This window comes from Jatrophihabitans sp. YIM 134969 (genome assembly GCF_054456675.1).
Map to the genome: position 1 here is coordinate 71431 of NZ_JBTJEQ010000015.1, position 25946 is coordinate 97376.

Consider the following 25946-nt stretch of genomic DNA (forward strand, 5'->3'; position numbering starts at 1 on the left):
GTTCTCAGACCGCCACTTCGCTGTAGGCCGCTGCGAGCAGCGACGGGTCGGGGCCGTCGACGGTGACCGGCCGGGCCAGGCCGTCGAGGACGACGAAGCGCAGCCGGTTGCCGCGCGCCTTCTTGTCGATCTTCATGTTCTCCAGCAACGCCGGGAACGCGTCGGCCGCGTAGTGCACGGGCAGCCCCAGGGAGTCGAGGACGCGTCGGTGGCGGTCGGCCGTGGCGTCGTCGAGGCGGCCGAGCACGCGGCCGAGCGCGGCGGCGTAGACCAGCCCCACCGACACGGCGGCGCCGTGGCGCCACCGGTACCGCTCGGCCTTCTCGATGGCGTGGCCGAGGGTGTGGCCGTAGTTGAGGATCTCGCGCCGACCCTGTTCGGTGAGGTCCTCACCGACCACGTCGGCCTTGACCCGTACCGACCGTTCGACCAGTTCCCGTTCGAACGGGTTGCCCGGCACGATCACCGCGGCCGGGTCGGCCTCGACGACGTCGAGGATCGCGGGGTCGGCGATGAAGCCGCACTTGACGACCTCGGCCAACCCGGTGACGTAGTCGTTGACGTTCACCGTGGCGAGCGACGCGAGGTCGCACAGCACACCGACCGGCGGGTGGAACGCGCCGACCAGGTTCTTGCCGCGCTCGGTGTTGACGCCGGTCTTGCCGCCGACTGCGGCGTCGACCATGCCGGCGAGGGTGGTCGGGACCTGCACGACCCGCACGCCCCGCAGCCACGCCGCGGCGACCCAGCCGGCGAGGTCGGTGGTCGCGCCGCCGCCGAGCCCGACGACGACGTCCGAGCGGGTGTAGCCGACCTGGCCCAGGACGTCCCAGCAGTACGCCGCGACGGGGACGGTCTTCTGGTCCTCGCCGTCGGGCACCTCGACGGTGTGCACCTCGAAGCGGCCGGCGAGGTCGTCCCGGATCGCCTCGGCACTCGCACGCAGGGTCGGCGGGTGGATGACCGCCACGCGGGCGGCACCCTCGAGCAGGGCGGGGAGTTCGCCGAGCAGGCCGGTCCCGACCACGACGTCGTACGGTTGCGCGCCGGCCACCGTGATCCGGGTGGGCGAGTCGGTCACGAACGCACTCCGATCGTTGCTTGCTGCACCAGATCCACGATGTCGGCGACGCTGCGGTCGTCGGTGTCGACGACGACGTCGGCGGCGTCGAGGTAGAGCGCGGCCCGTTCGGCGTCGAGTGCCTCGAGGCGTGCCACCGGGTCCGCGACCAGCAGCGGCCGGGTGGTGGCGTCGCCCACGCGACCCGCCAGGGTGTCGACCCGGGCGCGGAGGAGGACGACCGGGACCCCACCCGCCGCCAGCGCCTCGCGGACCGATGCCGTGAGCAACGATCCACCCCCGAGCGCCAGCACGCCGTCGAACGAGGCGAGGGCGTCGACGATCGCGGTGGCCTCGGCGGCGCGGAACACGGCCTCGGACTCGGCGAACAGGTCGGTGACCGACCGGCCGGTGGCGGCGACGACCAGGTCGTCGCTGTCGGCGAAGGGCAGGCCGAGGCGCGCGGCGAGCGTGCGGCCGACGGTCGTCTTGCCCGCGCCCGGCATCCCGACCAGGACCGTGGTCACGGCGCGACGGCCAGGCCGCGCTCGGCGACCCGGGCCAGGTAGCTCTGGACGTTGCGACGGGTCTCGCCGACGCTGTCGCCACCGAACTTCTCCAGGACGGCCTCGGCCAGCACGATCGCGACCATGGCCTCGGCCACGACACCCGCGGCCGGGACGGCACAGACGTCCGAGCGCTGGTTGATGGCCACGGCCGTCTCGCCGGTGACGGTGTCGACGGTCTGCAGGGCGCGCGGGATGGTCGAGATCGGCTTCATGGCGGCCCGGACCCGCAGGACCTCCCCGGTCGTCATCCCGCCCTCGGTGCCGCCGGAGTGGCCGGAGCGGCGGCGGACGCCACCGGTGACCGGCTCCATCTCGTCCTGCGCCTGCGAGCCACGGATGCGGGCGAGTTCGAAGCCGTCGCCGACCTCCACGCCCTTGATGGCCTGGATGCCCATGAGGGCCGCGGCGAGCCGGGCGTCGAGGCGACGGTCGCCCTGAACGTGCGACCCGAGCCCCGGCGGCAGGCCGTAGGCGACGACCTCGACGATCCCGCCCAGGGTGTCGCCCGCGCGGCGGGTCTCGTCGATCTCCTCGACCATGGCGGCCGAGGTGGCCGGGTCGGCGCAGCGGACCGGGGACTCGTCGACCGCGGCGAGGTCGCCCGGCCCGGGGAGGGTGCCCGCCGGGACGGCGACCGACCCGATCGACACGACGTGGGAGAGGATCTCGACGCCCGCGACCTGGGCGAGGAAGTGGCGGGCGACGGTCGCCACCGCGACCCGCGCCGCGGTCTCGCGGGCGCTCGCGCGCTCCAGCACCGGGCGCGCGTCGTCGACGTCGTACTTCTGCATGCCGGCGAGGTCGGCGTGACCGGGGCGCGGCCGGGTGAGGGGGGCGTTGCGGGCCTGCTCGGCGAGGACCTCGGCGTCGACCGGGTCGGCACTCATCACCGTGGTCCACTTCGGCCACTCGGTGTTGTCGACGCGGATCGCGACCGGCCCGCCCATCGTGCGCCCGTGCCGCACGCCGCCGGTGATCTCGACGACGTCCTGCTCGAACTTCATCCGGGCCCCGCGGCCGTACCCGAGCCGACGCCGCGCCAGCGCGTCCGCGATCGCGGTCGTGGTCACCTCGATGCCCGCGGGCAGACCGTCGACCACCGCGACCAGGGCCGGACCGTGCGACTCCCCCGCCGTCATCCACCGCAACACGCCCGTCAGTCTCCCAGACGCCCCGACCCGGGTTCAGCCGGCGAGCACCGCGGCGGTGCCGAGCGCACCGAGCAGCAGCGGCGGCCCGAACGCGATGCGGGTCCGCCAGCCGGCGCGGCCGGCCACGACCAGCACCACCGCCGCCAGCCCGGCCACGAGGAACCCGACCCAGAGCCCGACGACGACCGCCGTGACCGACCGCCAGCCGAGCAGCACGGCCAGCACGGCGGCGCACTTCGCGTCACCGAGCCCGAACGCGCCGCGGGCGGCGAGCGCCAGGGCGCCGAGCACCACCAGCACGACGACGCCGCTGACCACGGCCCGCAGCCACGCCTGCGCGAGGTCCGTCGCCAGGGACGCGACGCCCAACAGGGCGACCGCGAGCAGCGCGGTGGGTCCGACGATGCGGTCGGGCAGGCGGTGCAGGCGCAGGTCGACGACGGTGAGCGGACCCGCCGCGATCCCGACCAGGACGAACGCCGGCCAGGCGGCGGTCCACCCGGCACCGGCTCCGGCCAGGGCGGCGGCGACCACCGCCACCGCGGTGACCCCGGCCCGTTCCCGGACCGGGGTGTCGGACCACCGGCGCCCGGTCGGCCGCCACGGCGCCCACCAGGGTCCGGGCTCCGGGGCGGTGAGGACCAGGGACGCGACGAGCGGGCCGAGCAGCAGCCCCGCGACCGCCCCTGCCACGGCGCCGGTCCAGGTCACCCGGTCAGGCTAGGGCGTGTCTCAGAACCTCCGCTCGTCGCGAGCGGCGTCGAGGTGCGGTGGATGCAAGGCGGAGGAGGACACGGACACCGTTGTGGTGTCCGCGACGACGACAACGCAGCAGACGCTGTGCCTCGGCGCCGCGCAGCAGAGCATGAGGTCCTGAGACATGCCCTGGGGCGTGTCTCAGAACCGCCGCTCGTCGCGCGGAGCACGAGGTCCTGAGACATGCCCTGGGGCCGGGGCGGCTCCCCGGGAGGCGCCGACCGCGGATCGGTGGGCGACGGGGTCGGGCCCGCCGCGACCGTCGGGTCAGCTCGCGCGGCGCTCGGTGGCGAGCGGGTGGGCGGCCTCGGTGAGCAGGGCGCTCACGTCCCACTGGACGCCCTCCCACCACGACCGCCGGGTGGTCACGACGTCGGTGGCGGGGGTCGCGGCGGGGCGGTGGTCGCGGTGGGGCGTGGTGGTCACGGGGGAACCTGCTCTCACGTTCGGGGGGGGGCAGCTGACGGAACACGTGATCCCGCGCGACCAAGATCAGCTCACGGCGATCATGCTCAAGATCGCGGGCAGATTCCGGACAACGGGCACCGATCCGCGTCGAACCGGGCGTGGTGCGCGGCAGGATGACGACGTGCCCGACGCCGACCTGCCCGAGGCCGACCTGCTCGTCGTCGCGGGCGGCCCCGCCACCCGCCTGGGCGGCCTGGACAAGGCGCTGCTGCGCCGCCCCGACGGCCGCACCGTGCTCGAGGGGTTGCTCGCGGCGCCGGTCGCGGGGCACCGGGTGGTGGTCGGACCGGAGCGCGCGGTGGCGGGCGTCGACGTGTGGACCCGCGAGGACCCGCCCGGGGGCGGTCCGGTCGCGGCGCTCGCAGCGGGGCTCCCCCACGTCAGCGCGGCGGCGGTCGTCCTGCTCGCGGGCGACCTCCCCGCGGGCGGCGGGGCCGTGCCCGCGCTGCTGGCGGCGCTCGGTGACCACGACGCCGCGGTGGTCGAGGCGGGCGGTCGCCGGCAGTGGCTGCTCGCGGTGTGGCGGACCGCCGCCCTGCGTGGATCGCTGCACCGGGTCGGCGACCCCGCCGGGGCCCGGGTGCGGGCGCTCTACGACGGCGTCGACGTGGTCGGGGTGGCCGACAGCGGGGGGTGGAGCGACGACCTCGACACCCCGGCCGACGTCGAGCGGCTCACCGCGGCCGGGCACAGTGCCGAGGTGACCTCGACACCCGAACCGGCCCCGATGACCACCTGGCTCGAGGAGGCGGCGGCCGCCCTCGACCTGCCGGCGGGCGTGGTGCCGGTGACGCTGCTGCTCGACCTCGCCCGCGACGCCGCGCACGGCGTGGCCCGCCCGGCCGCACCGCTCACGACGTTCCTGGCCGGGCTCGCCGCCGGGCGCGCCGGTGGGTCGCCGGACGACGTCCGAGCCGCGGTCGACCGGCTCAGCGCCCTGCTGGCCGACCGCGGCTGAGGACACGCAGCACCGACAGCGCGACGACCACCGCGGCGAGCGCGACGACCGTGCCGAGCACGGTCAGCAGCAGGTAGCTCCCGTCGGCGCGGCCGTTCGGGTCGTCGCTGCCGACGGCGAGCAGCGCCACCAGCACGACGACGACCCGCACCGCGGCCAGACCGGTGATCGTCCCCACGACCCGACGGTTGCGCGCGCCGGCGGCGACCAGCAGCGCGAACATCAGGAGCACCCCGACGGGTGCCGACCACCGGAACACGACCTCGAGCGCGCCGTCGTCCGCGCCCCCGACCCAGCCGAGCAGGGTGAAGACCAGCTCCAGGACGATCAGTAGGAACGCGTACCCCGCACGAGCGGCGCCGACCCGGCCGGTCGGCGCCGCCGAGGTGCTCAGGCGGTGCCCTTCGGCCAGGCGCCGTTCGGGAACGCCGTGTTGTCGGCGAGCTTGGCCACCAGCGAGCTGTTGGCACTGGCCGCCTGCGCCTTGAGGTTGTACGCGCCGCCGGCGAACTGCGCGTCCGCGGCGAGGGCGGCACCCACGGCGATGAACGGGGCCGCGGGCAGACCGAAGATCGTGGCCGCCGAGGACAACGCGCCGATCATGCCGCCGATGAACGTGACGATGGCGGTGACGCAGAGGCCCCAGAACACGTAGATCGCCATCTGGACCTTGTCGAGGGCGGCGCTGATGGCGTCGGTGTAGGTGGTCTTGATGGCCTGCAGCGCCGCCTTCTGCAGCGGGATGTGCTGCTTGTACTGGTCAGCGGCGTCACCGGCCCAGTTGTCGTCGACCAGCAACAGGCCGGCGTCGACCTTGGTCACCTCGTTGCTCGTCTTGCCGCCGACGTCGGTCGACCAACTGTCGGCGGTACTCGACAGGTCCCACGGTCGACCCATGTGCCCGAAGAAGTAGGAGACGCGGTCCCAGACCATCTGCATCTTGTCGCAGAGGGAGTTCCAGCCGTCCCTCACCCGGTCGACGATCCAGTCGAGGAAGCCCGGGACCTTGTCCAGCATCCGGTTGATGGTGTCGCGCAGGCTGGTGAACTTGTCCTGCAGCTTGTTCCAGAGGTCGTCGATCTCGGCGAGGAGATCGGCTCCGGCGGCGCTCACGCGACGTCCCAGACGCCCTGGAGGCGGGCCTTGGCCGCCTCGTCGGTGCCCTCGTAGGTCTTCTTGACGTTGCGCAGTTCCACGGCGATGTCGCCGGCTTCGGTGGCCCCGCCACTGCACAGGCCCGCGACCTTCTGCTGCAGGGCCGCGTAGGTGGCGGTGAGGCCGCTGGCCGAACCCGCCCACGAGAACTCGTCGTCGGTGAGGTTCTCGAACGTGGCGCTGGCGGCCGCCGAGGTGAGCGAGACGTTCACGTCGTCCCAGGTCTTGGCGTCGGTCTCCAGCGCCTCGAGCGCGCTCTTCAGGGTCATCGCTCTTCCTCTCTGGTGGAACGGATCGGGTGGACGGGCTCAGCCCAGTCCGAGGCGGCGGGCTAGCTCGAGGGGGTCGGCGCCGAGGCGGCGCGCCTCCCCGATCGGACTGTTCTCGATGAGGTCCTGCACGGTCGACTCACCCCGGGCCCGCTGCGCGGCGAGGACGGCCTCGGTGGCCTCACGGCCGAGGTTCGTGGGGTGGGCGGTCTCCACCCAGCCCGGCGAGAACTCCAGCTGGAGCAGGTCCCCCGTCCCACCGACGACGGCCGTGGCGTGACCGGACGTGCTCCGGCCGGAGTACTCGGCCGCGACCATCGCGTCCGCCTGCTCGGACACCGCGTCGATGCTCTCGTTGAACTCGCGGAGCATGTCGCGCAGCGCACGCAGGACCTCGTCGGTGTCGACGCCGCGCTCCTGCGCGGAGTCCAGCTGGGCCGCGAGGGCCGTGCTCGGCGGCTCCGCCGGCCGCGCCCGGCTCGCCGGGCGCTGGTCGGCGATCTTCTCGCCCCAGGCGTGGGTCCGCGCGAGGCCGGCGGCGACGAACGCCTCCTGCACGGCCGCGCCGAGCTGGTGGGGTTGCAGGTGCCGGTTCCAGGAGCCGGCGATCTTGATGCGCTGCAGCCGGGCGTCGGCGTCGAGTTCGACCGTGACCGTGCCGGTCCGGTCGTACTCGGTCACGGGCTTGCGGCTCGCCTCCTCGGCGGCGCCGAAATCCTGCTGGAGGCGGTCGAGATCGTCACGCAGGACGGCGAGCTCCTCGCTCGGGTCGTACGCCATCGGTGCTCCTGTCGGTGGGCCGACGTGCGGTGTCGGACTGACGCGGGTGGGCAGCTCGTCTCGGACCTTACCGACGGATCACGCGCGTCGAACGCCCACTGAACCGCCGGTTGCGTCCTGGGACGCAATCACCCGGCGTGACGTCAGACGACCCGCTCCGCCTCCGCGTACAGGTTCATCCGGCCGCCCCGGACGAGCCCGGCGAGCAGCACACCGTGCTCGCGGGCGAGGTCGACCGCGAGCGACGACGGCGCCGACACGGCCACGATCGCCGACACCCCGGCGGCCACCGCCTTCTGCACGATCTCGAACGAGACCCGCCCACTCACCACGAGCAGGTGGTCGGTCAGCGGGAAGGGACCCTCGAGCAGCGCGTGGCCCACGACCTTGTCGACCGCGTTGTGCCGCCCGACGTCCTCCCGGACCACGAGCAACTCACCGCGGGGGGTCGCCACCGCGGCGGCGTGGACCCCGCCGGTGCGGTCGAACGCGCGCTGGTGCTCACGCATCGTGTCGGGCAACGCCACCAGGACGTCGGACGCGACCGTCCAGCCGTCGGTCGCCGCGGGCACGCCCGGAGGGCGCGTGCCGGCGAGGTCGAGGACGTCGGCACTGCACACCCCGCACGCGGCGGAGGTGACGTAGGCGCGGGGCCGCGGCGGTTCGACGCCCGGCGCGAGGCGCAGCACGACCCGGTCGGGTTCGAGGTCGAAGGCGTGGACCTCCGCGAGACCCTCGACGTCGTCACGGCGGGTCACACCGGACTCCACGACCAACCACCCCGCCGCGAGTTCGACGTCGTGACCCGGCGTGCGCATGAGGGTGGCGATGACGGTCTCGTCGAGGACGAGCGAGAGTGGTGCCTCGACCGCGAGGTCGTCCGGGCGTTGCCGCGGTGCGACGTCGGGGCGGACCGCCACCACCGCGCGCCGGGTCGTCGCGATGGCCACGGGTCGAGCGTAGGCCGCGGGGGCGGTGCCGTGCGGCGGGGCGGGGTGGCCGCGGGTCATGCCGGCAGCGCCGCCGCCATCGCCGCGAGCGGCGCGGGACGGCCCGTCATGAGCTCCACCTGCCGGGCGGCCTGGTGCAGCAGCACGGCCCGCCCACCGACGACCCCGGCGCCGGCGGCGGCCGCGGACCGGGCGAGCGTGGTCGGCCAGGGGGCGTAGACGACGTCGAGCAGGGTCCGGACGTCCGGAGCGAGCCGACCGGCCAGCGGGGCCGCGGCGTCGCCGGGCAGCGTGGAGACCACCAGCTCGGCGTCGAGGCGGTCCGCGAACGGCGCCACGTCGAGCACGACGCCCGCCCGCTCCGCGGTCGAGCGGAGCTCCGCCGCCCGGGTGGTGTCGCGCACGCCGACGGTCACCCCCGTGACCCCGAGCCGGGCCAGGGCGACGACGACGGCCTGGGCCGTCCCACCCGCGCCCAGCAGCAGCACCGACTCCGGGGCGGACCCGGTGCCCGCCTCGGCCAGCGCGCCGAGGACGCCGTCGACGTCGGTGTTGTCCGCGCTCCAGCCGTCGTCGGCGCGGACCAGGGTGTTGACCGCGCCGACCAGCCTCGCGGCGGGGGCGACGGTGGTGGCGGCCGCGAGCGCGACCCGCTTGAGCGGCATCGTGCACGAGAGTCCGACGAAGGCCGGGTCGAGCGCCGCGAGCACTCCGGGGAACGCGGCCTCGTCGCACTCGATCGCCTCGTAGGTCCAGCCGTCGAGCCCGAGCGCGGCGTACGCGGCGCGGTGCAGGACCGGCGAGAGCGAGTGCGCGACCGGCGACCCGAGGACCGCCGCGCGCCGCGGTGCGCTCAGGCGCAACCCCAGTTGTTGTCGCGGCACCGGGTCACGGCCGCGGTGAACTCGGCCTCGCTGGCGGTGAAGAACAGGTGGCCCTGCGCGTCGCCGTTCACGTAGTAGATCCAGTTCCCGGCGGGCGGAGCGGCCGTCTCGGCCATGACCGCCTCGCCCGGGTTGCCGATCGGGGTCGGGGTCAGCCCGGCGTTGAGGTAGCTGTTGTACGGCGTCACGAACTCGGAGTACGTGATGGTCTTCGGGTCGACGCCTGCGACCTTCGCGCCGTAGATGGTCGTCGCGTCGATCTGCAACGGCCGCTTCGCGGCGAGCCGGTTCATGATCACCCGCGCCACCTTGGCGTAGTCACCCGGGAACTTCGCCTCGGCCTCGGCGATCGAGGCGATGGTGAGCGCCTGGTACGGCGTCAACCTGAGCTTGGCCGCGGATCCGGACAACCCGGCCTCACGGTCGTTGGTGGTGTACCGGGTGACGATGGCCTGCAGGGCCTCGAGCGGGGTCGTGCCGGGGTCGAAGTCGTAGGTGGCCGGGAACAGGAACCCCTCGAGGGAGGTCGGCGGCTTCGGGGTCAGGTAGTCGTCCGGGACGATCTGCCGGACGTCCTTCGCCGCCGCCTGCACCTCCGCCACCGGGACCTTCAGCGCGGTCGCGAGGTCACGCTCGACGTCGGCCTGCACCGCCCCCTCGCGGATGACCAGTTGCACGCTCTGCCGGGAGGTCGGGTCGAGCAGCAACGCGAGGGCCGACTGCGCCGACATCTGGCGGCGCAGGGCGTAGACCCCGGGCTGGATGTCGGTCGACCGGTCGTCGGCCTGGGCCGCGGCCACGAATGCCTCGGCGCTCTCGACGACGTCTGCGTCGGCGAGGGTCTGGCCGATGGCACCGGCGCCGTCGCCCGGCTGGATGCGGATCGTGACCGACCCGCTGCCCTGCCCCTCGTAGTCGGCCGCGCTGCCACCGAAGTCGAACAACGACCCCGACAGCTTGTACGCGCCGAACCCCAACCCGACGATGACCACGAGTCCGAGCACCAGGACCAGGCGGCGACGCCGGCGACGGCGTGCCTGGGCCTTGGCCGCCCGACGGCTCGCGCGGGTCACCGGCAGCGGGCCGCTGGGGTGACCGTGGTCGTCGTCGGCGAAGTCGTCCTCGGGGTACGGCTCGAACAGGTCCGACGCCGCGTTCCCGTACCCGTGGTCCTCGCGGCTCTCCCCGCTCCCGTGGCGGCTCACGCCGTCACCTCCCCGCTGCTCGTGGCGGCGCGTTCCCGGTCCAGCCAGGCCTGCAGCAGGACCGCTGCCGCACGCGCGTCGATGAGGTCCTTCTGGCGCCGGGCCGGGATCCCGATGGCGCGCAGGTGCTGCTGCGCGGTCACCGTGGTGTTGCGTTCGTCGGTGAACCGCACCGTGAGGTCCGGGGCGGCGGCGGTCAGCGCGGCGGCGAACTCCCGCGCCATGCCGACCGAGGCGCCCTCCGTGCCGCGCAACGTCACCGGCAGCCCGACGACGAAACCCTCGGCCTCCCACTCGGCGGCGAGCGCGACCAGGGCCGCGACATCGGTGCCGCCGCGGCGGTCGCGGCGGACGGCCGTGAGCGGAGACGCGAGCAGTCCGGTGGCGTCGCTCTTCGCGACGCCGATCCGGACGGTGCCCACGTCCACCCCGAGCCAGACCGCCATCAGCCGGCGGCTCCCGCGAGCAGTGTCCGCGCGGCCGCGAGCGCGTCGGGCAGCTTCGCGGCGTCGCCACCGGCGCCCTGGGCGACGTCGGCCTTGCCGCCGCCACGCGCGCCGAGCACGGGCGCGAACGTCTTGACGACGTCGCCCGCCGACACACCGGCGGCGACCCCGGCCGCGTTCACCGTGGCCACGAAGGCTGTCGCGCCGCCCGGATCGGACGGGGGCGAGGCCAGCAGGACGACGGCCGGCGGTTCACCGAGACGGCTGCGGACATCGAGGGCGAGGGTGCGCAGGTCGCCGCCGGTGACACCCGGGGCGACCGCGGCCAGGACGGCGTTGACCGACCCGACGGCCTCGGCCTTCGCCGCGAGCGCGCCCGCCTGGGCGAGGACGGCGCCTGCGCGCGCGGCGTCGAGCTCCTTCTCGGCCGCACGCAGCCGCGCGACGAGCGAGGCGACACGGTCCGTGAGTTCGGCTTCCGGGACCTTCAGCATCTCGGTGAGCCCGGCGACCAGGGCCCGCTCGTTCGCGAGGTAGTGGATGGCCTCGAGCCCGACGTACGCCTCGACGCGCCGCACGCCGGCGCCGACCGACGACTCGCCGGTCAGCGTGATCGCGCCGATCTGCGACGAGTGCGCGACGTGCGTGCCACCGCACAGCTCACGCGACCACGGGCCGCCGATGTCGACCACCCGGACCTCGGCGTCGTAGGTCTCACCGAACAGCGCCAGCGCGCCGATCTCCCGGGCCTGCACGAGCGGCATGTAGCGGACCTCGACCGGCAGGTCGAGCCGCAACGCGCGGTTCGCGGCGTCCTCGACGTCGGCGCGGGTGCGCTGGTCGAGCGCCGAACCCCACGCGAAGTCGAGCCGCAGGTACCCCGGCCGGTTGAACGAACCGCTCTGCAGCGCCGACGGGCCGAGGATCTCCCGCAGTGCGGCGTGCACGACGTGCGTGCCGGAGTGCGCCTGGCGCGCCGAGCGTCGCCACTCGGGATCCACCTGGGCCAGGGCCGTTGCACCACGCAACGGTTCACCGGACTGCACCTCGACGCGGTGGACGATCAGTCCCTTGACCGGCCGCTGGACGTCGAGCACCTTGAGCCGGGAATCACCGTTGCGCCCTGCAACGGTGATGATCCCTTCGTCGGCGATCTGGCCACCGGACTCGGCGTAGAAGCTCGTGGCGTCCAGGACGACCTCGACCGTGTGGCCCGGACCCACGGAGTCGACGAGGTCGCCGTCGCGGATGATGCCGCGCACGCGCGACTCGGTCTCGAGGGTCTCGTAGCCGGTGAACTGCGTCGGCCCGACCTCGCGCAGCTCGCGGTAGGCCGGGCTCGCACCCACGCCGCTCTTCTTGGACTTGGCGTCGGCCTTGGCCCGGTCGCGCTGCTCGGCCATCAGCCGGCGGAACTCGTCCTGGTCGACCGAGAGTCCGGCCTCGGCCGCCATCTCGACCGTGAGGTCGATCGGGAAGCCGTAGGTGTCGTGCAGGGCGAACGCGCGGTCGCCGGCCAGAGCGGTCCCGCCCGCGGCCTTGGTGTCGCGGACCGCGGTGTCGAGGATGGTCGTGCCCGACGCCAGGGTGCGGCGGAACGTCGCCTCCTCGGCGTAGGCGATCATCGCGATGCGGTCGTAGTCGGTGGCGAGCTCGGGGTAGCTCGGGCTCATGGCGTCACGCGCGACCGGCAGCAACTGCGGCAGCACCTCGCCGTCGGTGAACTCCCCGCCCAGCAGGCGCGCCGCCCGCACCGCGCGTCGCAGGATCCGCCGCAGCACGTAACCGCGGCCCTCGTTGCTGGGGGTCACGCCGTCGCCCACGAGCATCAGCCCGGTGCGGACGTGATCGGCGATGACCCGCAACCGGATGTCGTCCTGGGTGGAGTCCGAGGCGAGGTGCCCGGAGTGCGCGCCGTAGGCCTTGCCGGACAGTTCGGCCGCCCGCTGCAGCACCGGGAAGGTCTCGTCGATCTCGTAGAGGTTGTCGACGCCCTGCAGCAGGGTCGCCATCCGCTCGAGACCCATGCCGGTGTCGATGTTCTTGCTCGGCAGGTCGCCGAGGATGTCGTAGTCGCCCTTGTGCGGGCCGGTCGAGGCGCCCCGCTCGTACTGCATGAAGACGAGGTTCCAGAACTCCATGTAGCGGTCCTCGTCGACCGCCGGGCCACCCTCGGGCCCGTAGTCCGGGCCGCGGTCGTAGAACAACTCGCTGCACGTGCCGGCCGGGCCGGGGATGCCCATGTCCCAGGTGTTGTCCTCCTTGCCGCGGCGCACGATGCGCTCGGCCGGGACACCGATGTGGTCACGCCACAACGCGAAGGTCTCGTCGTCGTCGAGGTAGACGGTCGGCCAGATCCGTTCGGGGTCGAGGCCGAACCCGCCGTCGGCGACGGACTTGGTCGACAGCTCCCACGCCAGCTCCATGGCGCCCTGCTTGAAGTAGTCGCCGAAGCTGAAGTTGCCGTTCATCTGGAAGAACGTGCCGTGACGGGTGGTCTTGCCGACCTCTTCGATGTCCTGCGTCCGCACGCACTTCTGCACGCTGGTGGCGCGCTTCCACGGCGGGGAGAGCTGGCCGATGAAGTACGGCACGAACTGGACCATGCCGGCGTTGACGAACAGCAGGTTCGGGTCGTCGAACGGGAGTGGTGCACTGGGCACCAGTTCGTGCCCGTGGTCGACGAAGTGCGCGAGGAACCGCCGCTTGATCTCAGCGGTCTTCACGCCGAGGGCTCCGCCCGTCGGTCCGGCAGCGCGGCGGCCGGTTCGGCGTCGAGGCCCGCGCCTTCACGCAGGCGGTCCTCCTGCTCGCGCATGCTGGCGCGGACGTCGGCGAGGAACTCCCCCGCCTGCTCGGCGAGCTGGGTCAGCGCGCTGGACAGGCTGTTGCCGACGTTGGTGGCCGAGAACTTCTCGGCCGTCTGCTGCAGACGGCGGAACGCGAGCACCCCGAGGGTGACGCCCGCGACGAGCCAGAAGAGGCGGCGCATCAGCGAGCCCGACGGCGGCCGTGACGGCTGGGGGCCAGGTCACCCTCGCGCCGTGAGCGGACGGTCTTGCGCACGCCGTAGCTGAACGCCGCGACCTTGATGAGCGGACCACCCACGGTGCTCGACACGATCGACGTCAACGCCGCAGCGTTGGTCGTGATGTTCCCGACGCCCTTGGTGATGCCCTCGACCTCACCGAGCTGCGTGTTGACCTGCTCGAGCGTGACCTGGGCGCCGGACAGCAGCGGCACGGCACCGTCGGAGGTCTTGCGGATCGCGAGTGTGGCTTCGTCGAGCACGCGGCCGAGCTTGAGCAACGGCACGGCCAGAAGGAGCACGAGCAGCACGAACGCGCCTGCCGCGATCAACCCGGCGATGGTCCCACCCGACAACGGAAAACTCCTCGTGACTCGCCTGGCGACGGCCCTGGCGTACGCGCATGCTCACGCGCACCGGCGTCGCGGTACCCGGCGACCCTACCCGGCGACCCCGCGCGGGTCAGCGTTCTGCTGAGACTTCCCGGGAAGCGACCCCGACCTCAGTCGCGGCCGCCCCGCACGATCTGCCGCAACGCGGCGGCCCGTTCGGCCACGGCGCGTTCGTTGCCGCGCCCGGTCGGGCGGTAGTAACTCCGGTCGAGGACGGCGTCGGGCGGGTACTGCTGCGTGACCACGCCGGCGGGATCGTCGTGCGGGTACCGGTACCGCGCGCCGTGCCCCAGCTTCTTCGAACCCGCGTAGTGGGCGTCGCGCAGGGCCGGCGGCACCGCGCCGCCCTCGCCCCCGGCGACACCCTCACGGACGTCGGCGAGAGCGGCGTCGATCGCTGCGACCACGGCGTTGGACTTCGGCGCCAGCGCCAGGTGGATCGTGGCCTGCGCCAGCGGGATCCGACCCTCCGGCATGCCGATGAGCTGCACGGCGTCGGCCGCCGCGTGGGCTGCGAGCATCGCGGTGGGATCGGCCATGCCGATGTCCTCGCTGGCGTGGACGACCAGGCGCCGGGCGATGAACCGGGCGTCCTCCCCCGCCTCGATCATGCGGGCGAGGTAGTGCAACGCAGCGTCGACGTCGGACCCGCGGATGGACTTGATGAACGCCGAGATGACGTCGTAGTGCTGGTCGCCGTCACGGTCGTACCGGACCGCCGCGGTGTCGACGGCCTGTTCCAGCGTGGCGAGGTCGATCGACTCCCGCCCGGCCGCGACCGCCGCGCCGGCGGCCGCCTCGAGCGCGGTGAGCGCCCGACGTGCGTCGCCGCCGGCGATGCGCAGCAGGTGCGAGCGGGCCTCCGGGTCGAGCGTGACCGCCCCGCCCAAGCCGCGGTTGTCGACGAGCGCACGGTCGACCAGCCCAGCGACGTCCTCGTCGGTGAGCGGTTCGAGGGTCAGCAGCAGGCTGCGGGACAGCAGCGGCGAGACCACGGAGAAGAACGGGTTCTCGGTCGTGGCCGCGACGAGCGTGACCGTGCGGGCCTCGACCGCGCCGAGCAGGGAGTCCTGCTGGGTCTTGGAGAACCGGTGGATCTCGTCGATGAACAGCACGGTGAGCGTGCCGCGTCGGGCCAGGTCGGTCTTGGCCTGCTCGATCACCGCCCGGACGTCCTTCACGCCCGCGGTCAGTGCCGACAGCTGCACGAACCGCCGCCCGGGGACGCCCGCGACCAGGCGGGCCAGGGTGGTCTTGCCGGTGCCGGGCGGCCCCCACAGGATCAGCGAGAGCGGTGCGCTGCCCTCGACCAGGCGGCGCAACGGCGAGCCCGGCCCGAGCAGGTGCCCCTGCCCCACGACCTCGTCGATGGTGCGCGGGCGCATCCGCACCGCGAGCGGCGCGTCCGGGCCGTCGGGGTCGCCTCCGCCGACCGCACCCGAGCGGTCGTCGACGTCGGGTGTGTCGACGTCGAACAGCCCCTGACCCATGCCGGTCAGCGTAGGACGAGGATCGGACCGTGCCCGTGCCCGACATCGCCGCCTCGACCACCCGCCTCGGACCAGCGGACGCCGGTGAGGTGCTGACCCTGCAGCTCGCGGCGTGGGTGCAGGAAGCCCACGCCAACGACACGCTGGCCATCCCGCCGTTGCACGAGACCCTCGCCGACGTCGAACGCGACCTCGCGGACGACACCTTCACCGTGTGGGGGGTGCGTGACCACGGCCGGTTGACCGCGATGGTCCGCACCTCACTGCGCGACGCCGGCCGCACCGCGTTCGTCGGGCGGCTGGGCGTGGTGCCGGACCGGCAGGGGCACGGCCTCGGTGCGGCGGTGCTCGCCTGGGCCGAGGCCCACGTGCCGGAGTCGGTGACCCGGTTCGAGTTGATCACCGGGGCGCTGTCGAGCGCCAACCACGCGTTCTACGCCCGGCAGGGCTACCGGCCGGTGCCGGACGCGGACGGCCCCGAGGGCACGACCACGTTCGTGAAGGACGTCAGCACGTCCAGGTGAACACGACGGCGGTGTCGACGCCCCGGCCGCGGAACGTGCCACCGGCGGCGTCGACGTCCGAGGTGCCGGTGACCGTCACCGCCGGGTCGCTGAGCGCGAGTCGGGTCCCGCCCGCGGCGAGGCTCAGACCCGCGGCCACGACCGAGCCGTCCTGACCGCACTGCACGGCGGGCAACTGCCGGGCGACGGGCGCCCCGGGCGCGGCCCGGGTGAGCGTCCACGCCGCGACGTTGGGCGCCTCGACGACCGGGTCGGGCGGCTGCGCCACCGACCGGGTCGGTGCGGGCGAAGCCGATGTCGGCGCACCGGACGTGCCGGTCGACGGCGTACCGGTCGACGCGGACGAGGTCGGCGAGGTCGGCGGCGTCGTGGTCGGCGTCGACGTGGTCGGCGAGCCGGTGGGGGTGGACGTGACCGTGCTCGGCGCGGACGACGACGTGGGCCCACCACCGTCCGATCCGCCGGAGCAGCCCGTGAGGACCACACCGGCGAGCACGACGACCGCGGCCGCCGTCGCCCGCGTGGAACCCATCAGTTGCTCGTCGTGACGCCCTGGGGTGCGGTGGGCGGCGATTCGCCGTCCTCCGGTTCGGGCTCGAAGTCGATGCCCGCCTCGGCGCGCTGTTCGGCGGTGATCGGCGCCGGCGCCGCGGTGAGCGGGTCGTAGCCGCCACCGGACTTCGGGAACGCGATGACCTCGCGGATCGAGGCGTCGCCGTGCAGCAGCATGGCGATCCGGTCCCAGCCGAACGCGATGCCGCCGTGCGGCGGAGCGCCGTACTTCAGCGCATCGAGCAGGAACCCGAACTTGGCCTGGGCCTCCTCCTCGGACAGCCCCATGATCGCGAAGACCCGCTTCTGCACCGACTCGGAGTGGATACGGATCGACCCGCCACCGATCTCGTTGCCGTTGCAGACGATGTCGTAGGCGTACGCCAGCGCCTCGCCGGGCGATTCCTCGAACCGGTCGATCCACTCGGGGTTGGGCGAGGTGAACGCGTGGTGGACGGCCGTCCAGGCCCCGGAGCCCACGGCGACGTCACCCGCGGCCCGGGCGTCACCGGCCGGCTCGAACAGCGGGGCGTCGACGATCCAGGTGAACGCCCAGGCCGACTCGTCGATGAGGTCGCAGCGCTTGCCGACCTCGAGCCGGACAGCGCCCAGCAGGGCCCGTGTGGAGGACGTCGCGCCGGCCCCGAAGAACACGCAGTCGCCGGGGTTCGCGCCGACGTGCGCGGCGAGGCCCTCACGCTCGGAGTCCGACAGGTTCTTCGCCACCGGGCCGGACAGCGTGCCGTCGTTGCCGACCAGGACGTAGGCCAGGCCGCGGGCGCCGCGCTGCTTGGCCCAGTCCTGCCAGGCGTCGAGCGTGCGCCGCGGCTGCGAGGCGCCGCCCGGCATGACCACCGCGCCCACGTACTCGGCCTGGAAGACCCGGAACGGGGTCTCGGCGAAGTACGCGGTGCAGTCGACGAGTTCCTGGCCGAAGCGCAGGTCGGGCTTGTCGTTGCCGTAGCGGGCCATCGAGTCGGCGTACGTCATGCGCGGGATCGGCAGCGGGACCTCGTAGCCGATCTCGCTCCACAGCGCGGCCACGACGGCCTCGGCGACGCGGATGACGTCGTCCTGGTGGACGAAGCTCATCTCGATGTCGAGCTGGGTGAACTCCGGCTGCCGGTCGGCGCGGAAGTCCTCGTCGCGGTAGCAGCGCGCGATCTGGAAGTAGCGCTCCATGCCGCCGACCATCAGCAACTGCTTGAACAGCTGCGGGCTCTGCGGCAGCGCGTACCAGGACCCGGGCCGCAACCGCGCGGGCACGAGGAAGTCGCGCGCGCCCTCGGGGGTGGAGCGGGTCAGGGTGGGCGTCTCGATCTCGTGGAAGTCGAAGCCGTAGAGCACGTCACGGGCGGCGCGGCTGATCCGGCTGCGCAGCTTGATGGCCTCGGACGGCCCGCTGCGGCGCAGGTCGAGGTAGCGGTACTTCAGGCGGGTCTCCTCGCCGACCTCGAGGTGGTCGTCGAGCGGGAACGGCAGCGCGGGCGAGGTCGAGAGCACCTCGAGTTCGTTGCACACGACCTCGATCTCACCGGTGCCCAGTGCAACGTTCTCGTTGCCCTCGGGCCGGACGCGCACCTCGCCGGTGATGCGCAGGCACCACTCGGAACGCAGTTCGTGGGCGGCTTCCTCGCGGATGACGACCTGGCAGACGCCCGAGCCGTCGCGCAGGTCGATGAACGCGACCCCGCCGTGGTCGCGCCGGCGGGCCACCCACCCGGACAGGACGACGGTGTCGCCGGCGTTCTCGCGACGCAGCGATCCGGCGGCGTGGGTGCGATACGGGGCGGGCGTGGTCACGTGGACTCAGATCTCCTGGTTTCGGCGGTGCGGATCACGGGATGGGAACGGTGTCGACGATCGGTTCGTCGGCCGTGGAGTCGATGGTGGGGTGCAGGTCCTCGGCGGGCGGGGACCACTGGGCGGCGTCAGCAGTGACCTGCTCGCCGGAGCGGATGTCCTTGACGTCGCCCGCGAGCGGATCGCCGGGGTCGTCGCCGGGGAACCAGACGAACGGGATGCCGCGCCGCTCCGCGGTCCGGATCTGCTTGCCGAACTTCTGCGGCGCGGACGCGACCTCGCACGGGATGCCGCGTGAGCGCAGGGCCGTCGCGATGCGCTGCGACCGCGGCCGCGACTCGTCGTCGACGAGCGCGACCAGGACGGCCGAGGGCACCGACCGGGTGGCCGCGAGCACGCCGCGCTGCAGCAGCGGGATGAGCAACCGGCTGACGCCGAGGGAGATCCCGACGCCGGGGAACGACACCTTGCCGTCGCTGGCGAGCGACTCGTACCGGCCGCCGGAGCAGATCGACCCGAGCCGTTCGAAGCCGTCGAGGCGCGTCTCGAAGACCGTGCCGGTGTAGTAGTCCAGACCGCGCGCGATCCGCAGGTCGGCCTCGACCCGCACGCGGCCGGCGGCCGCTCCCGTCAGCCCGGCGCACCCCTCGAGGACGGCGGCCAGTTCGGCGAGACCTTCCTCGAGCAGGTCGTCGGTGACGCCGAGGGCGCGGACCTGCTCCACGAACGTGGTGTCGGTCGAGCGGATCTCGGCGAGCTGCAGGCAGCGTTCGGCCTGCTCGGCCGACAGGCCCGCCTCGGCTTCGAGCTGGCCCGCGATGGCCTCACGCGGGAACTTGTCGAGCTTGTCGACCACCCGCATGACGGCCGCGGTGTCGGGGGCACCCAGCCCGCGGTAGAAACCCTCGATGAGCTTGCGGTTGTTGACCTGCAGGCGGGCACCGGGCAGCGGCAACGCGGCGAGGGCCTCGGCCATGACGCGGGCCACCTCGACGTCGTGGTGGAACCCGAGGGTGTCGCGGGCGACGATGTCGATGTCGGCCTGGGTGAACTCGCGGTAGCGGCCCTCCTGCGGCCGCTCGCCCCGCCACACCTTCTGGATCTGGTAGCGGCGGAACGGGAAGTCGAGGTGCCCCGCGTTCTCCAGCACGTACCGCGCGAACGGCACGGTGAGGTCGAAGTGCAGCGCCAGTTGGTCCTCGTCGACCTCGCCCGACGGCTCGGGCTCGTTCTCGGCGTGCAGCCGCCGCAGGACGTAGACCTCCTTGTCGATCTCGCCCTTGCGCAGCAGCTGCGCCAGCGGCTCGGCGGCGCGGGTCTCGACGGAGGCGAAGCCGTGCAGCTCGAAGGTCCGCCGCAGGATGTCGAGCACGGTCTGCTCGACGATCCGGGCGGCGGGAAGCAGTTCGGGGAAGCCCGAGAGGGGTCTCGGTCGGCTCATGGGGTCAGTCCTTGCAGGTACGGGTTGGTGGCGCGTTCACGCGCCATGGTCGTCGACGGCCCGTGGCCCGGATGGACCACGGTGTCGTCGGGGAGCGGCAGGACGACGTCGCGCAGCGAGGCGCGCATGTCGGCCATCGAGCCGCTCGGCAGGTCGGTGCGCCCGATCGAGCCCGCGAACAGCACGTCGCCGGACAGCACGACCGGTTCGGCGCCCGTGGCCTCGGTGTCGAAGCCGAACAGGACGCTGCCCTTCGTGTGCCCGGGGGCGTCCCGGACGGTGAAGCGCAAGCCGGCGAGGTCGAGCTGCTCGCCGTCGGCGATCTCGCGGACGTCGTCGGGTTCGGCGAACGTCAGCCCCTCGACGCCGAGTAGCGGCGCGCCCGGCGCCATCCCGAGGCCGTACCAGGGATCGGCGAGCATCCGGCGGTCCGCGGCGTGGACGTAGGCGGCGACGCCGGTGGCCTGGCAGACCGGCAGGACCGAGAAGGTGTGGTCGAGGTGGCCGTGGGTCAGCAGCACCGCCACGGCGTGCAGCCGGTGCCGCTCCAGGACGTCGGCGAGCTGCGGCCCGACCCCCACGCCGGGGTCGACGACCACGCACTGCTCCCCCGCGTCCGGAGCCACGACGTAGCAGTTGGTGCCCGCGTACTGGGCGGGAAATCCCTCGACGAGCACCCGTCAACCCTACCGACGTGCCTCCACCGGGTTGAGCGCGCGCGATGAGGGGGGCCACGCCGCACGGCCGCGCCCTGTATCTTCCGAGCCCGTGCCGACCAACAAGCAGGAGCGCGAGCGCGCCCGCCGCAACCTGCAGCAGCAGCTCGAGCGTCGTCGTGAGGCGGAGGCCCGCCGTCGCAAGACCATGATCGGTGTGACGGTCGTCGGGACGCTCGTCGTGATCGGTGTCGTCCTGGGTCTGGTCATCGGCCTCGGCGGCAACGACAGCGGCACCAAGCCCGTCGCGAACGGGTCGGACTCCAGCGCGCCCACCAGCGCGACGACGGCGCCGGCGAACGCGACCACCGGCCCCTGCGGCTACACCCCGGCGGCCGCCGGCAACACGAACCTCACCGACGTCGGCCTGCCGCCGGACCCCGACCCGACGCCGACGATCGCGCGCACGCTGACGTTCACCAGCAACCTCGGCCCGATCGTGGTGAAGATGGACGGCGCCGGCGCCCCGTGCAACGTGCAGTCCATCGCGTACCTCGCGCAGAAGGGCTTCTACGACGGCACCAACTGCCCGCGCACGGTCGACTCCGGCATCTTCGTGGTCCAGTGCGGCGACCCCAGCGGCACGACGGCCGGCGGCCCGACGTACACCACCAAGGACGAGAACCTCTCGGCCGCGAAGTACACCGCCGGTGCGGTGGCGATGGCCAACAGCGGCCCGAACACCAACGGCAGCCAGTTCTTCTTCATCACCGCCGACAGCCAGTTGGGCCAGAACTACACCGTGATCGGCCAGGTGACGACCGGGCTCGACCTGCTCGACAAGGTCGTCAAGGCCGGCAACGACGGCAGCAACCAGGCGGGCGGCGGCAAGCCCAAGCAGGAGCTGAAGTTCACGAAGGTCACGGTGTCGCCGGAGCTCGACCTGGCCGCGGCGTCGTCGGCGCCCGCGAGCGGCGCTCCCTCCTCCGCCACCGGCTGACCCACTGCCGAATTCTGTGTACTCCTGCGGCCTGACGCCGCAGGAGTACACAGAATTCGCGATGTCGAAGGCCTAGGGTTCGACGGCATGGCCCACGCCGTCGAGGTCGCCGAGTCCCGCACGTACCCGGTGAGCGTCGAGGAGACGTTCGACCGGCTGCTGCCGATGCCGTTGCCGCAGTTGTTCGCGCACCGGTTCGGTCCGCTGCCGCCCATCCGGAGCACGGACCAGGACGGCGTGTGGGGCACGGTCGGCCAGACCCGCACCATCCGCCTCGCCGACGGCGGCACAATGCTCGAGCGACTGCTGGACGTTGCCCGGCCGCACCGCTTCGCCTACCGCGTCGACACCTTCACCGGCGCGCTGAAGCCGCTGGTCGAGTACGTCGACGGCAGCTGGACGATCGAGCCCGCCGGCACAGGCTCGCGGGTCACCTGGGCCTGGACCCTGCACCCGCGGGGCCGGGTCGGCGCGGTGGCCGTCCCGCTCATCGCCCGGTTCTGGCCCGGCTACGCCCGGGCGGCGCTGGGCGAACTCGAGACGTACCTGCTCCGCCCGGCGTGACCCCCCACGGCCGCTGCTGACGCGGCGCGCCTCGATCAGGCGGGCAGGACCTGCTGGATCGCCGCGCGCACGGCCGGGTCGTCGGGCTCGGTGCGGGGACGGAAGCGGGCGACGACGTCACCGCCGGGCGCGACGAGGAACTTCTCGAAGTTCCACTGCACGTCGCCGGCCTCGCCGTCGGCGTCCGGGGTCTCGGTCAACGCCTGGTAGACGGCGTCGCGGTCGGCGCCGTTGACCTCGATCTTGGCCGTCATCGGGAAGGTGACGCCGTAGGTCGCCGAGCAGAACTCCTCGATCTCGGCGGCACTCCCGGGCTCCTGGCCCATGAACTGGTTGCAGGGGAACCCGATCACGGTGAACCCGCGGGGGCCGAGTTCCTCGTGCAGCTTCTCCAACGCCGTGTACTGCGGGGTCAACCCGCACTTGCTGGCGACGTTGACCACCAGCGCGGCCCGGCCCCCGGTGAGTTCACCGAAGGTCGTGGCCTCGCCCTGCAGGGTGGTGACGGGGAGGGAGGCGAGATCGCTCATGACCTCACCGTAGGCACCGCTACGCCGTGGCCTGCACGCGGTAGACGTCGTAGACGCCCTCGACCCCGCGGATGGTGCGCACGAGGTGACCGAGGTGTTCGGCCGCGGCCAGCTCGAAGGTGAAGTTGCTGATCGCGACCCGGTCGCGGTTGGTGTTCACCGACGCCGAGAGGATGTTGACCCGCTCGTCGGAGAGCACGCGGCTGACGTCGGAGAGCAGCTGGTGGCGGTCGAGGGCCTCGACCCGGATCGACACGACGAACCGCGACGTGGTCGACGGCGCCCACTCGACCTCGACGAGCCGCTCGGGCTGGTCGAGCAGCGACGACGCGTTCGTACACGCGCGGCGGTGCACCGAGACCCCGCCACCGCGGGTGACGAAGCCCAGGATCTCGTCGCCCGGCACGGGAGTGCAGCAGCGGGCGAGCTTGATGAGGATGTCGCTGACGCCCTTCACCACGACACCGGTGTCGCCGCCGCGGCGGTCGGCCGCGGGCGAGGAGACCTGCGGCAGGGCGGTCTCGGCGATGTCCTCCGTGGCCCCCTCCTCGCCGCCGAGCGCAGCGACGAGCTTGTGGACCACGGACTGCGCCGAGACGTGCCCCTCGCCGACCGCGGCGTAGAGCGCCGCGATGTCGGCCAGGTGCATCTCACGGGCGATGGAGAGCAGCGCGTCGCCGCCCATGAGCCGCTGCAACGGCAGGGCCGCCTTGCGCATGGCGCGCGAGAGCTGAACCTTGCCGGCGTCGATCGCGTCCTCGCGGCGTTCCTTCGCGAACCACTGCCGGATCTTGGTGCGGGCGCGCGGGCTCTTGACGAACTCCAGCCAGTCGCGCGAGGGACCGGCGCCCTCGGCCTTGCTGGTGAGGACCTCGACGACGTCGCCGTGGTCGAGGGTGCTCTCGAGGGCGACCAGCTTGCCGTTGACCTTGGCGCCGATGCAGTGGTGACCGATCTCGGTGTGCACGGCGTAGGCGAAGTCGACCGGGGTCGAGCCCGCGGGCAGAGCCTGGACGTCGCCGTTGGGGGTGAAGACGTACACCTCGGCGCCGGCGAGGTCGTAGCGCAGGGAGTCCAGGAACTCCTCCGGCTCCTGCGCCTCCCGCTGCCAGTCCAGCAGCTGACGCAGCCAGCCCATGTCGTCGGCGACAGCGGCGGGCGCGGCGACGGCCGCCCCGGCGTCCTTGTACTTCCAGTGCGCGGCGATGCCGTACTCGGCGGTGCGGTGCATGCCGTGGGTGCGGATCTGCAGCTCGACCGGCTTGCCGCCCGGGCCGATCACCGTCGTGTGCAACGACTGGTACATGTTGAACTTCGGCATCGCGATGTAGTCCTTGAACCGGCCGGGGACCGGCTGCCAGTTCGCGTGGATGACACCGAGGGTGGCGTAGCAGTCGCGTTCGGACTCCACGAGCACGCGGATGCCGACGAGGTCGTAGATGTCGGTGAACTCGCGGCCGCGCACGATCATCTTCTGGTAGATCGAGTAGTAGTGCTTCGGGCGTCCGGTGACGCTCGCCTTGATCCCGCCGCCCTTGAGGTCGGCGTTGATGCGGTCGGTGACCTCGGTGAGGTAGGTGTCGCGGCCGGGCGCGCGCTCGGCGACCAGGCGCACGATCTCGTCGTAGCGCTTGGGGTAGAGCGTGGCGAACGCGAGGTCCTCCAGCTCCCACTTGATGGTGTTCATGCCCAGCCGGTGCGCGAGCGGGGCGAGCACCTCGAGGGTCTCGCGGGCCTTGCGCTCCTGCTTGGCCGGCGGCAGGAACCGCAGCGTGCGCATGTTGTGCAGCCGGTCGGCGAGCTTGATGACCAGCACCCGCGGGTCGCGGGCCATGGCCACGATCATCTTGCGGATCGTCTCGGCCTCGGCGGCCTCGCCGTACTTGACCTTGTCGAGCTTGGTGACGCCGTCGACCAGGTGCGCGACCTCGTCACCGAACTCGGCCCGGACCTCGTCGAGGGTCAGGCCGGTGTCCTCGACGGTGTCGTGCAACAGGGCCGCGACCAGGGTCGTGGTGTCCATGCCGAGCTCGGCGAGGATGGTCGCGACCGCGAGCGGGTGGGTGATGTAGGGATCGCCGCTCTTGCGCAGTTGCCCGCGGTGGCGTTCCTCGGCGACGTCGTAGCCGCGCTGCAGCAGCCGGGGGTCGACCTTCGGGTGGGCGGTGCGGTGGGTGGCGATGAGCGGCTCGAGCACCGGCGCCACGGTCGGGGTCCTCGACCCGGCGGTGACCAGGCGGCGGGCGAGCCGGTCGCGGACCCGGCGACGCCCGGCGCTGCCCGGCGCGGTGAGCGAGGCGGCGACGGTCGCGGGCGAAGCGACGGTGGTGGCCGCGGGTCGTGTGGGCGAGGCGGGCGGCGCGGCCGGAGCCGGGTCGACGGGCGTCTCGGTGGCAGCGAGGGCCTCCGAGGTGGCGGGTGTGGACCCGACCGGCGCGTCCGAGCGCGTCAGCGCATCACTCTGCTGACTCGCGGTGGTGGCGTCGGTGCTCAGGGTGTTCTCCTCGCGGCGACGGGACGGCGGGACGGACCGGGCGGTGCGTCTGTCCACCTCAAGGCTAACCGAGCCGAGAACGTTCCCGCCCGGCCCGGCGCCCGCTCCTCAGACCGCGAGCAGCGCAGCGAGCGGGAGGTCCGCCGCGACGGCCTCGGCCAGCTTGGCCCGCCCGCCCAGGAACCCCAGCTCGAGCAGCACCCCGACACCGACGAGCGTGCCGCCCGCGCCGGACACCAACTTGGAGGCGGCGACGAGGGTGCCGCCGGTCGCGAGGACGTCGTCGACGAGGTAGACCGACCGGCCGTCGATGACGCCGGTGGAGGTCTCGATCGTCGCGGTGCCGTACTCCAGGTCGTAGGTCTCGCTGATGACCGGCGGCGGGAGCTTGCCCGCCTTGCGCAGCGGCAACAGCCCGCACTTGAGCTCACGGGCGAGCGCCGCCGCGACGATGAACCCGCGCGCCTCGATGCCCGCGACCAGGTCGACCGGCTCGTCGCCGTGCGCGGCCTTCACGATCTGCGCGAGCGCCGCGATCGTGGCGCCGAACGCGTCGGCGTCGACCAGCAGCGGGACGATGTCCTTGAAGAGGACACCTTCCTTGGGGTAGTCCGGGACGTCCCGCATGCCGTCGGCGACGATCTTGGCGATCGCCGGACCGGCGTCGCCGGTCGGGGCGGCGGCGTCGGGGGAAGAGCTGGACGGGTCGGTCACCGCTTGCCTCTCGGTCGGTTCTGGTTGCCGGCCGGGCGGCGCCCGGTCGGACGGGTGGCCGGGCGGGCGCCCGGTCGTGGTGCGGGGGCCGGCGCGGCGGTCCGCTG

General features: G+C 73.2%; 28 protein-coding genes. 4 read left to right on the plus strand and 24 right to left on the minus strand.

Features of this window, described 5'->3' with window-relative positions; genetic code table 11:
* Window positions 1-4: 4 nt before the first annotated feature.
* From aroB to ACXR2U_RS10205, 5 genes are all read right to left on the minus strand, one after another.
* Window positions 5-1081 carry a 3-dehydroquinate synthase gene (gene aroB / locus ACXR2U_RS10185; RefSeq protein ID WP_458824898.1) on the minus strand — a complete coding sequence of 359 codons (1077 nt, stop codon included), beginning with the start codon at window positions 1079-1081 and terminating at the stop codon, window positions 5-7.
* Window positions 1078-1587 carry a shikimate kinase gene (locus tag ACXR2U_RS10190; protein ID WP_458824899.1) on the minus strand — a complete coding sequence of 170 codons (510 nt, stop codon included), beginning with the start codon at window positions 1585-1587 and terminating at the stop codon, window positions 1078-1080. The genes aroB and ACXR2U_RS10190 overlap by 4 nt, the downstream gene beginning before the upstream one ends.
* Window positions 1584-2780, minus strand: a complete 1197-nt coding sequence (gene aroC / locus ACXR2U_RS10195) for a chorismate synthase (RefSeq protein WP_458824900.1) — start codon at window positions 2778-2780, stop codon at window positions 1584-1586. Before aroC ends, ACXR2U_RS10190 begins: the two co-directional genes overlap by 4 nt.
* Before the next feature lie 33 nt (window positions 2781-2813).
* On the minus strand, window positions 2814-3491 hold the full coding sequence (locus ACXR2U_RS10200) for a prepilin peptidase (RefSeq protein ID WP_458824901.1): 678 nt from the start codon (window positions 3489-3491) through the stop codon (window positions 2814-2816).
* A 312-nt stretch (window positions 3492-3803) separates the two neighbouring features.
* On the minus strand, window positions 3804-3962 hold the full coding sequence (locus ACXR2U_RS10205; RefSeq protein ID WP_458824903.1) for a hypothetical protein: 159 nt from the start codon (window positions 3960-3962) through the stop codon (window positions 3804-3806).
* 163 nt (window positions 3963-4125) lie between these two features.
* Here ACXR2U_RS10205 and ACXR2U_RS10210 point away from each other — a divergent pair, with 163 nt between their 5' ends.
* The gene (locus ACXR2U_RS10210; protein ID WP_458824905.1) at window positions 4126-4962 is read left to right on the plus strand and encodes a DUF6457 domain-containing protein; all 837 of its coding nucleotides are present in this window, start codon (window positions 4126-4128) and stop codon (window positions 4960-4962) included.
* On the opposite strand, the gene ACXR2U_RS10215 is transcribed toward ACXR2U_RS10210, so the two are convergent.
* From ACXR2U_RS10215 to ACXR2U_RS10270, 12 genes are all read right to left on the minus strand, one after another.
* Window positions 4934-5221, minus strand: a complete 288-nt coding sequence (locus ACXR2U_RS10215) for a hypothetical protein (protein ID WP_458824906.1) — start codon at window positions 5219-5221, stop codon at window positions 4934-4936. The two genes, ACXR2U_RS10210 and ACXR2U_RS10215, sit on opposite strands and share 29 nt — an antisense overlap.
* Before the next feature lie 131 nt (window positions 5222-5352).
* Entirely contained in the window at window positions 5353-6075 is a 723-nt protein-coding gene (locus ACXR2U_RS10220; protein WP_458824907.1) for a hypothetical protein, read from the minus strand.
* Entirely contained in the window at window positions 6072-6386 is a 315-nt protein-coding gene (locus ACXR2U_RS10225; RefSeq protein ID WP_458824908.1) for a hypothetical protein, read from the minus strand. Before ACXR2U_RS10225 ends, ACXR2U_RS10220 begins: the two co-directional genes overlap by 4 nt.
* A gap of 39 nt (window positions 6387-6425) precedes the next feature.
* The gene (locus tag ACXR2U_RS10230; RefSeq protein ID WP_458824909.1) at window positions 6426-7166 is read right to left on the minus strand and encodes a hypothetical protein; all 741 of its coding nucleotides are present in this window, start codon (window positions 7164-7166) and stop codon (window positions 6426-6428) included.
* A 143-nt stretch (window positions 7167-7309) separates the two neighbouring features.
* A complete protein-coding gene (fdhD, locus tag ACXR2U_RS10235; RefSeq protein ID WP_458824910.1) occupies window positions 7310-8116 on the minus strand; it encodes a formate dehydrogenase accessory sulfurtransferase FdhD in 807 nt (268 codons plus the stop codon).
* Window positions 8117-8172: 56 nt separating this feature from the next.
* Window positions 8173-8979 carry a shikimate dehydrogenase gene (locus ACXR2U_RS10240; RefSeq protein WP_458824911.1) on the minus strand — a complete coding sequence of 269 codons (807 nt, stop codon included), beginning with the start codon at window positions 8977-8979 and terminating at the stop codon, window positions 8173-8175.
* A complete protein-coding gene (gene mltG / locus ACXR2U_RS10245; protein ID WP_458824912.1) occupies window positions 8970-10205 on the minus strand; it encodes an endolytic transglycosylase MltG in 1236 nt (411 codons plus the stop codon). The genes ACXR2U_RS10240 and mltG overlap by 10 nt, the downstream gene beginning before the upstream one ends.
* Window positions 10202-10651, minus strand: a complete 450-nt coding sequence (gene ruvX / locus ACXR2U_RS10250; protein ID WP_458824913.1) for a Holliday junction resolvase RuvX — start codon at window positions 10649-10651, stop codon at window positions 10202-10204. The genes mltG and ruvX overlap by 4 nt, the downstream gene beginning before the upstream one ends.
* Complete coding sequence (gene alaS, locus ACXR2U_RS10255) at window positions 10651-13377, minus strand: alanine--tRNA ligase (RefSeq protein WP_458824914.1); 2727 nt, start codon at window positions 13375-13377, stop codon at window positions 10651-10653. Before alaS ends, ruvX begins: the two co-directional genes overlap by 1 nt.
* Window positions 13374-13643 (minus strand): hypothetical protein, encoded by a 270-nt coding sequence (locus tag ACXR2U_RS10260; protein ID WP_458824915.1) that lies wholly within the window; start codon window positions 13641-13643, stop codon window positions 13374-13376. The genes alaS and ACXR2U_RS10260 overlap by 4 nt, the downstream gene beginning before the upstream one ends.
* Window positions 13643-14035, minus strand: a complete 393-nt coding sequence (locus ACXR2U_RS10265; RefSeq protein ID WP_458824916.1) for a DUF948 domain-containing protein — start codon at window positions 14033-14035, stop codon at window positions 13643-13645. The genes ACXR2U_RS10260 and ACXR2U_RS10265 overlap by 1 nt, the downstream gene beginning before the upstream one ends.
* Window positions 14036-14181: 146 nt before the next feature.
* The gene (locus tag ACXR2U_RS10270; protein WP_458824917.1) at window positions 14182-15561 is read right to left on the minus strand and encodes a replication-associated recombination protein A; all 1380 of its coding nucleotides are present in this window, start codon (window positions 15559-15561) and stop codon (window positions 14182-14184) included.
* A gap of 29 nt (window positions 15562-15590) precedes the next feature.
* Here ACXR2U_RS10270 and ACXR2U_RS10275 point away from each other — a divergent pair, with 29 nt between their 5' ends.
* Window positions 15591-16085, plus strand: a complete 495-nt coding sequence (locus ACXR2U_RS10275) for a GNAT family N-acetyltransferase (protein WP_458824918.1) — start codon at window positions 15591-15593, stop codon at window positions 16083-16085.
* On the opposite strand, the gene ACXR2U_RS10280 is transcribed toward ACXR2U_RS10275, so the two are convergent.
* The 4 genes from ACXR2U_RS10280 to ACXR2U_RS10295 are packed head-to-tail and all read right to left on the minus strand — an operon-like array spanning window position 16069 to window position 20558.
* Entirely contained in the window at window positions 16069-16617 is a 549-nt protein-coding gene (locus tag ACXR2U_RS10280) for a hypothetical protein (protein ID WP_458824919.1), read from the minus strand. The two genes, ACXR2U_RS10275 and ACXR2U_RS10280, sit on opposite strands and share 17 nt — an antisense overlap.
* Window positions 16617-18440, minus strand: coding sequence for an aspartate--tRNA ligase (aspS, locus tag ACXR2U_RS10285; protein WP_458824920.1), 1824 nt, complete (start codon window positions 18438-18440; stop codon window positions 16617-16619). Before aspS ends, ACXR2U_RS10280 begins: the two co-directional genes overlap by 1 nt.
* Before the next feature lie 34 nt (window positions 18441-18474).
* A complete protein-coding gene (gene hisS, locus ACXR2U_RS10290; RefSeq protein WP_458824921.1) occupies window positions 18475-19881 on the minus strand; it encodes a histidine--tRNA ligase in 1407 nt (468 codons plus the stop codon).
* On the minus strand, window positions 19878-20558 hold the full coding sequence (locus tag ACXR2U_RS10295; RefSeq protein WP_458824922.1) for an MBL fold metallo-hydrolase: 681 nt from the start codon (window positions 20556-20558) through the stop codon (window positions 19878-19880). The genes hisS and ACXR2U_RS10295 overlap by 4 nt, the downstream gene beginning before the upstream one ends.
* Before the next feature lie 91 nt (window positions 20559-20649).
* Here ACXR2U_RS10295 and ACXR2U_RS10300 point away from each other — a divergent pair, with 91 nt between their 5' ends.
* Both ACXR2U_RS10300 and ACXR2U_RS10305 read left to right on the plus strand, forming a co-directional pair.
* Window positions 20650-21537 (plus strand): peptidylprolyl isomerase, encoded by an 888-nt coding sequence (locus ACXR2U_RS10300; RefSeq protein ID WP_458824923.1) that lies wholly within the window; start codon window positions 20650-20652, stop codon window positions 21535-21537.
* Window positions 21538-21624: 87 nt separating this feature from the next.
* Window positions 21625-22101, plus strand: a complete 477-nt coding sequence (locus ACXR2U_RS10305; RefSeq protein WP_458824924.1) for an SRPBCC family protein — start codon at window positions 21625-21627, stop codon at window positions 22099-22101.
* A gap of 35 nt (window positions 22102-22136) precedes the next feature.
* On the opposite strand, the gene ACXR2U_RS10310 is transcribed toward ACXR2U_RS10305, so the two are convergent.
* From ACXR2U_RS10310 to ACXR2U_RS10320, 3 genes are all read right to left on the minus strand, one after another.
* Entirely contained in the window at window positions 22137-22631 is a 495-nt protein-coding gene (locus ACXR2U_RS10310) for a glutathione peroxidase (RefSeq protein ID WP_458824925.1), read from the minus strand.
* Between the two features lie 19 nt (window positions 22632-22650).
* Complete coding sequence (locus tag ACXR2U_RS10315; RefSeq protein ID WP_458824934.1) at window positions 22651-25125, minus strand: RelA/SpoT family protein; 2475 nt, start codon at window positions 25123-25125, stop codon at window positions 22651-22653.
* A 108-nt stretch (window positions 25126-25233) separates the two neighbouring features.
* The gene (locus ACXR2U_RS10320; protein ID WP_458824926.1) at window positions 25234-25839 is read right to left on the minus strand and encodes an adenine phosphoribosyltransferase; all 606 of its coding nucleotides are present in this window, start codon (window positions 25837-25839) and stop codon (window positions 25234-25236) included.
* Window positions 25840-25946 lie beyond the last annotated feature (107 nt).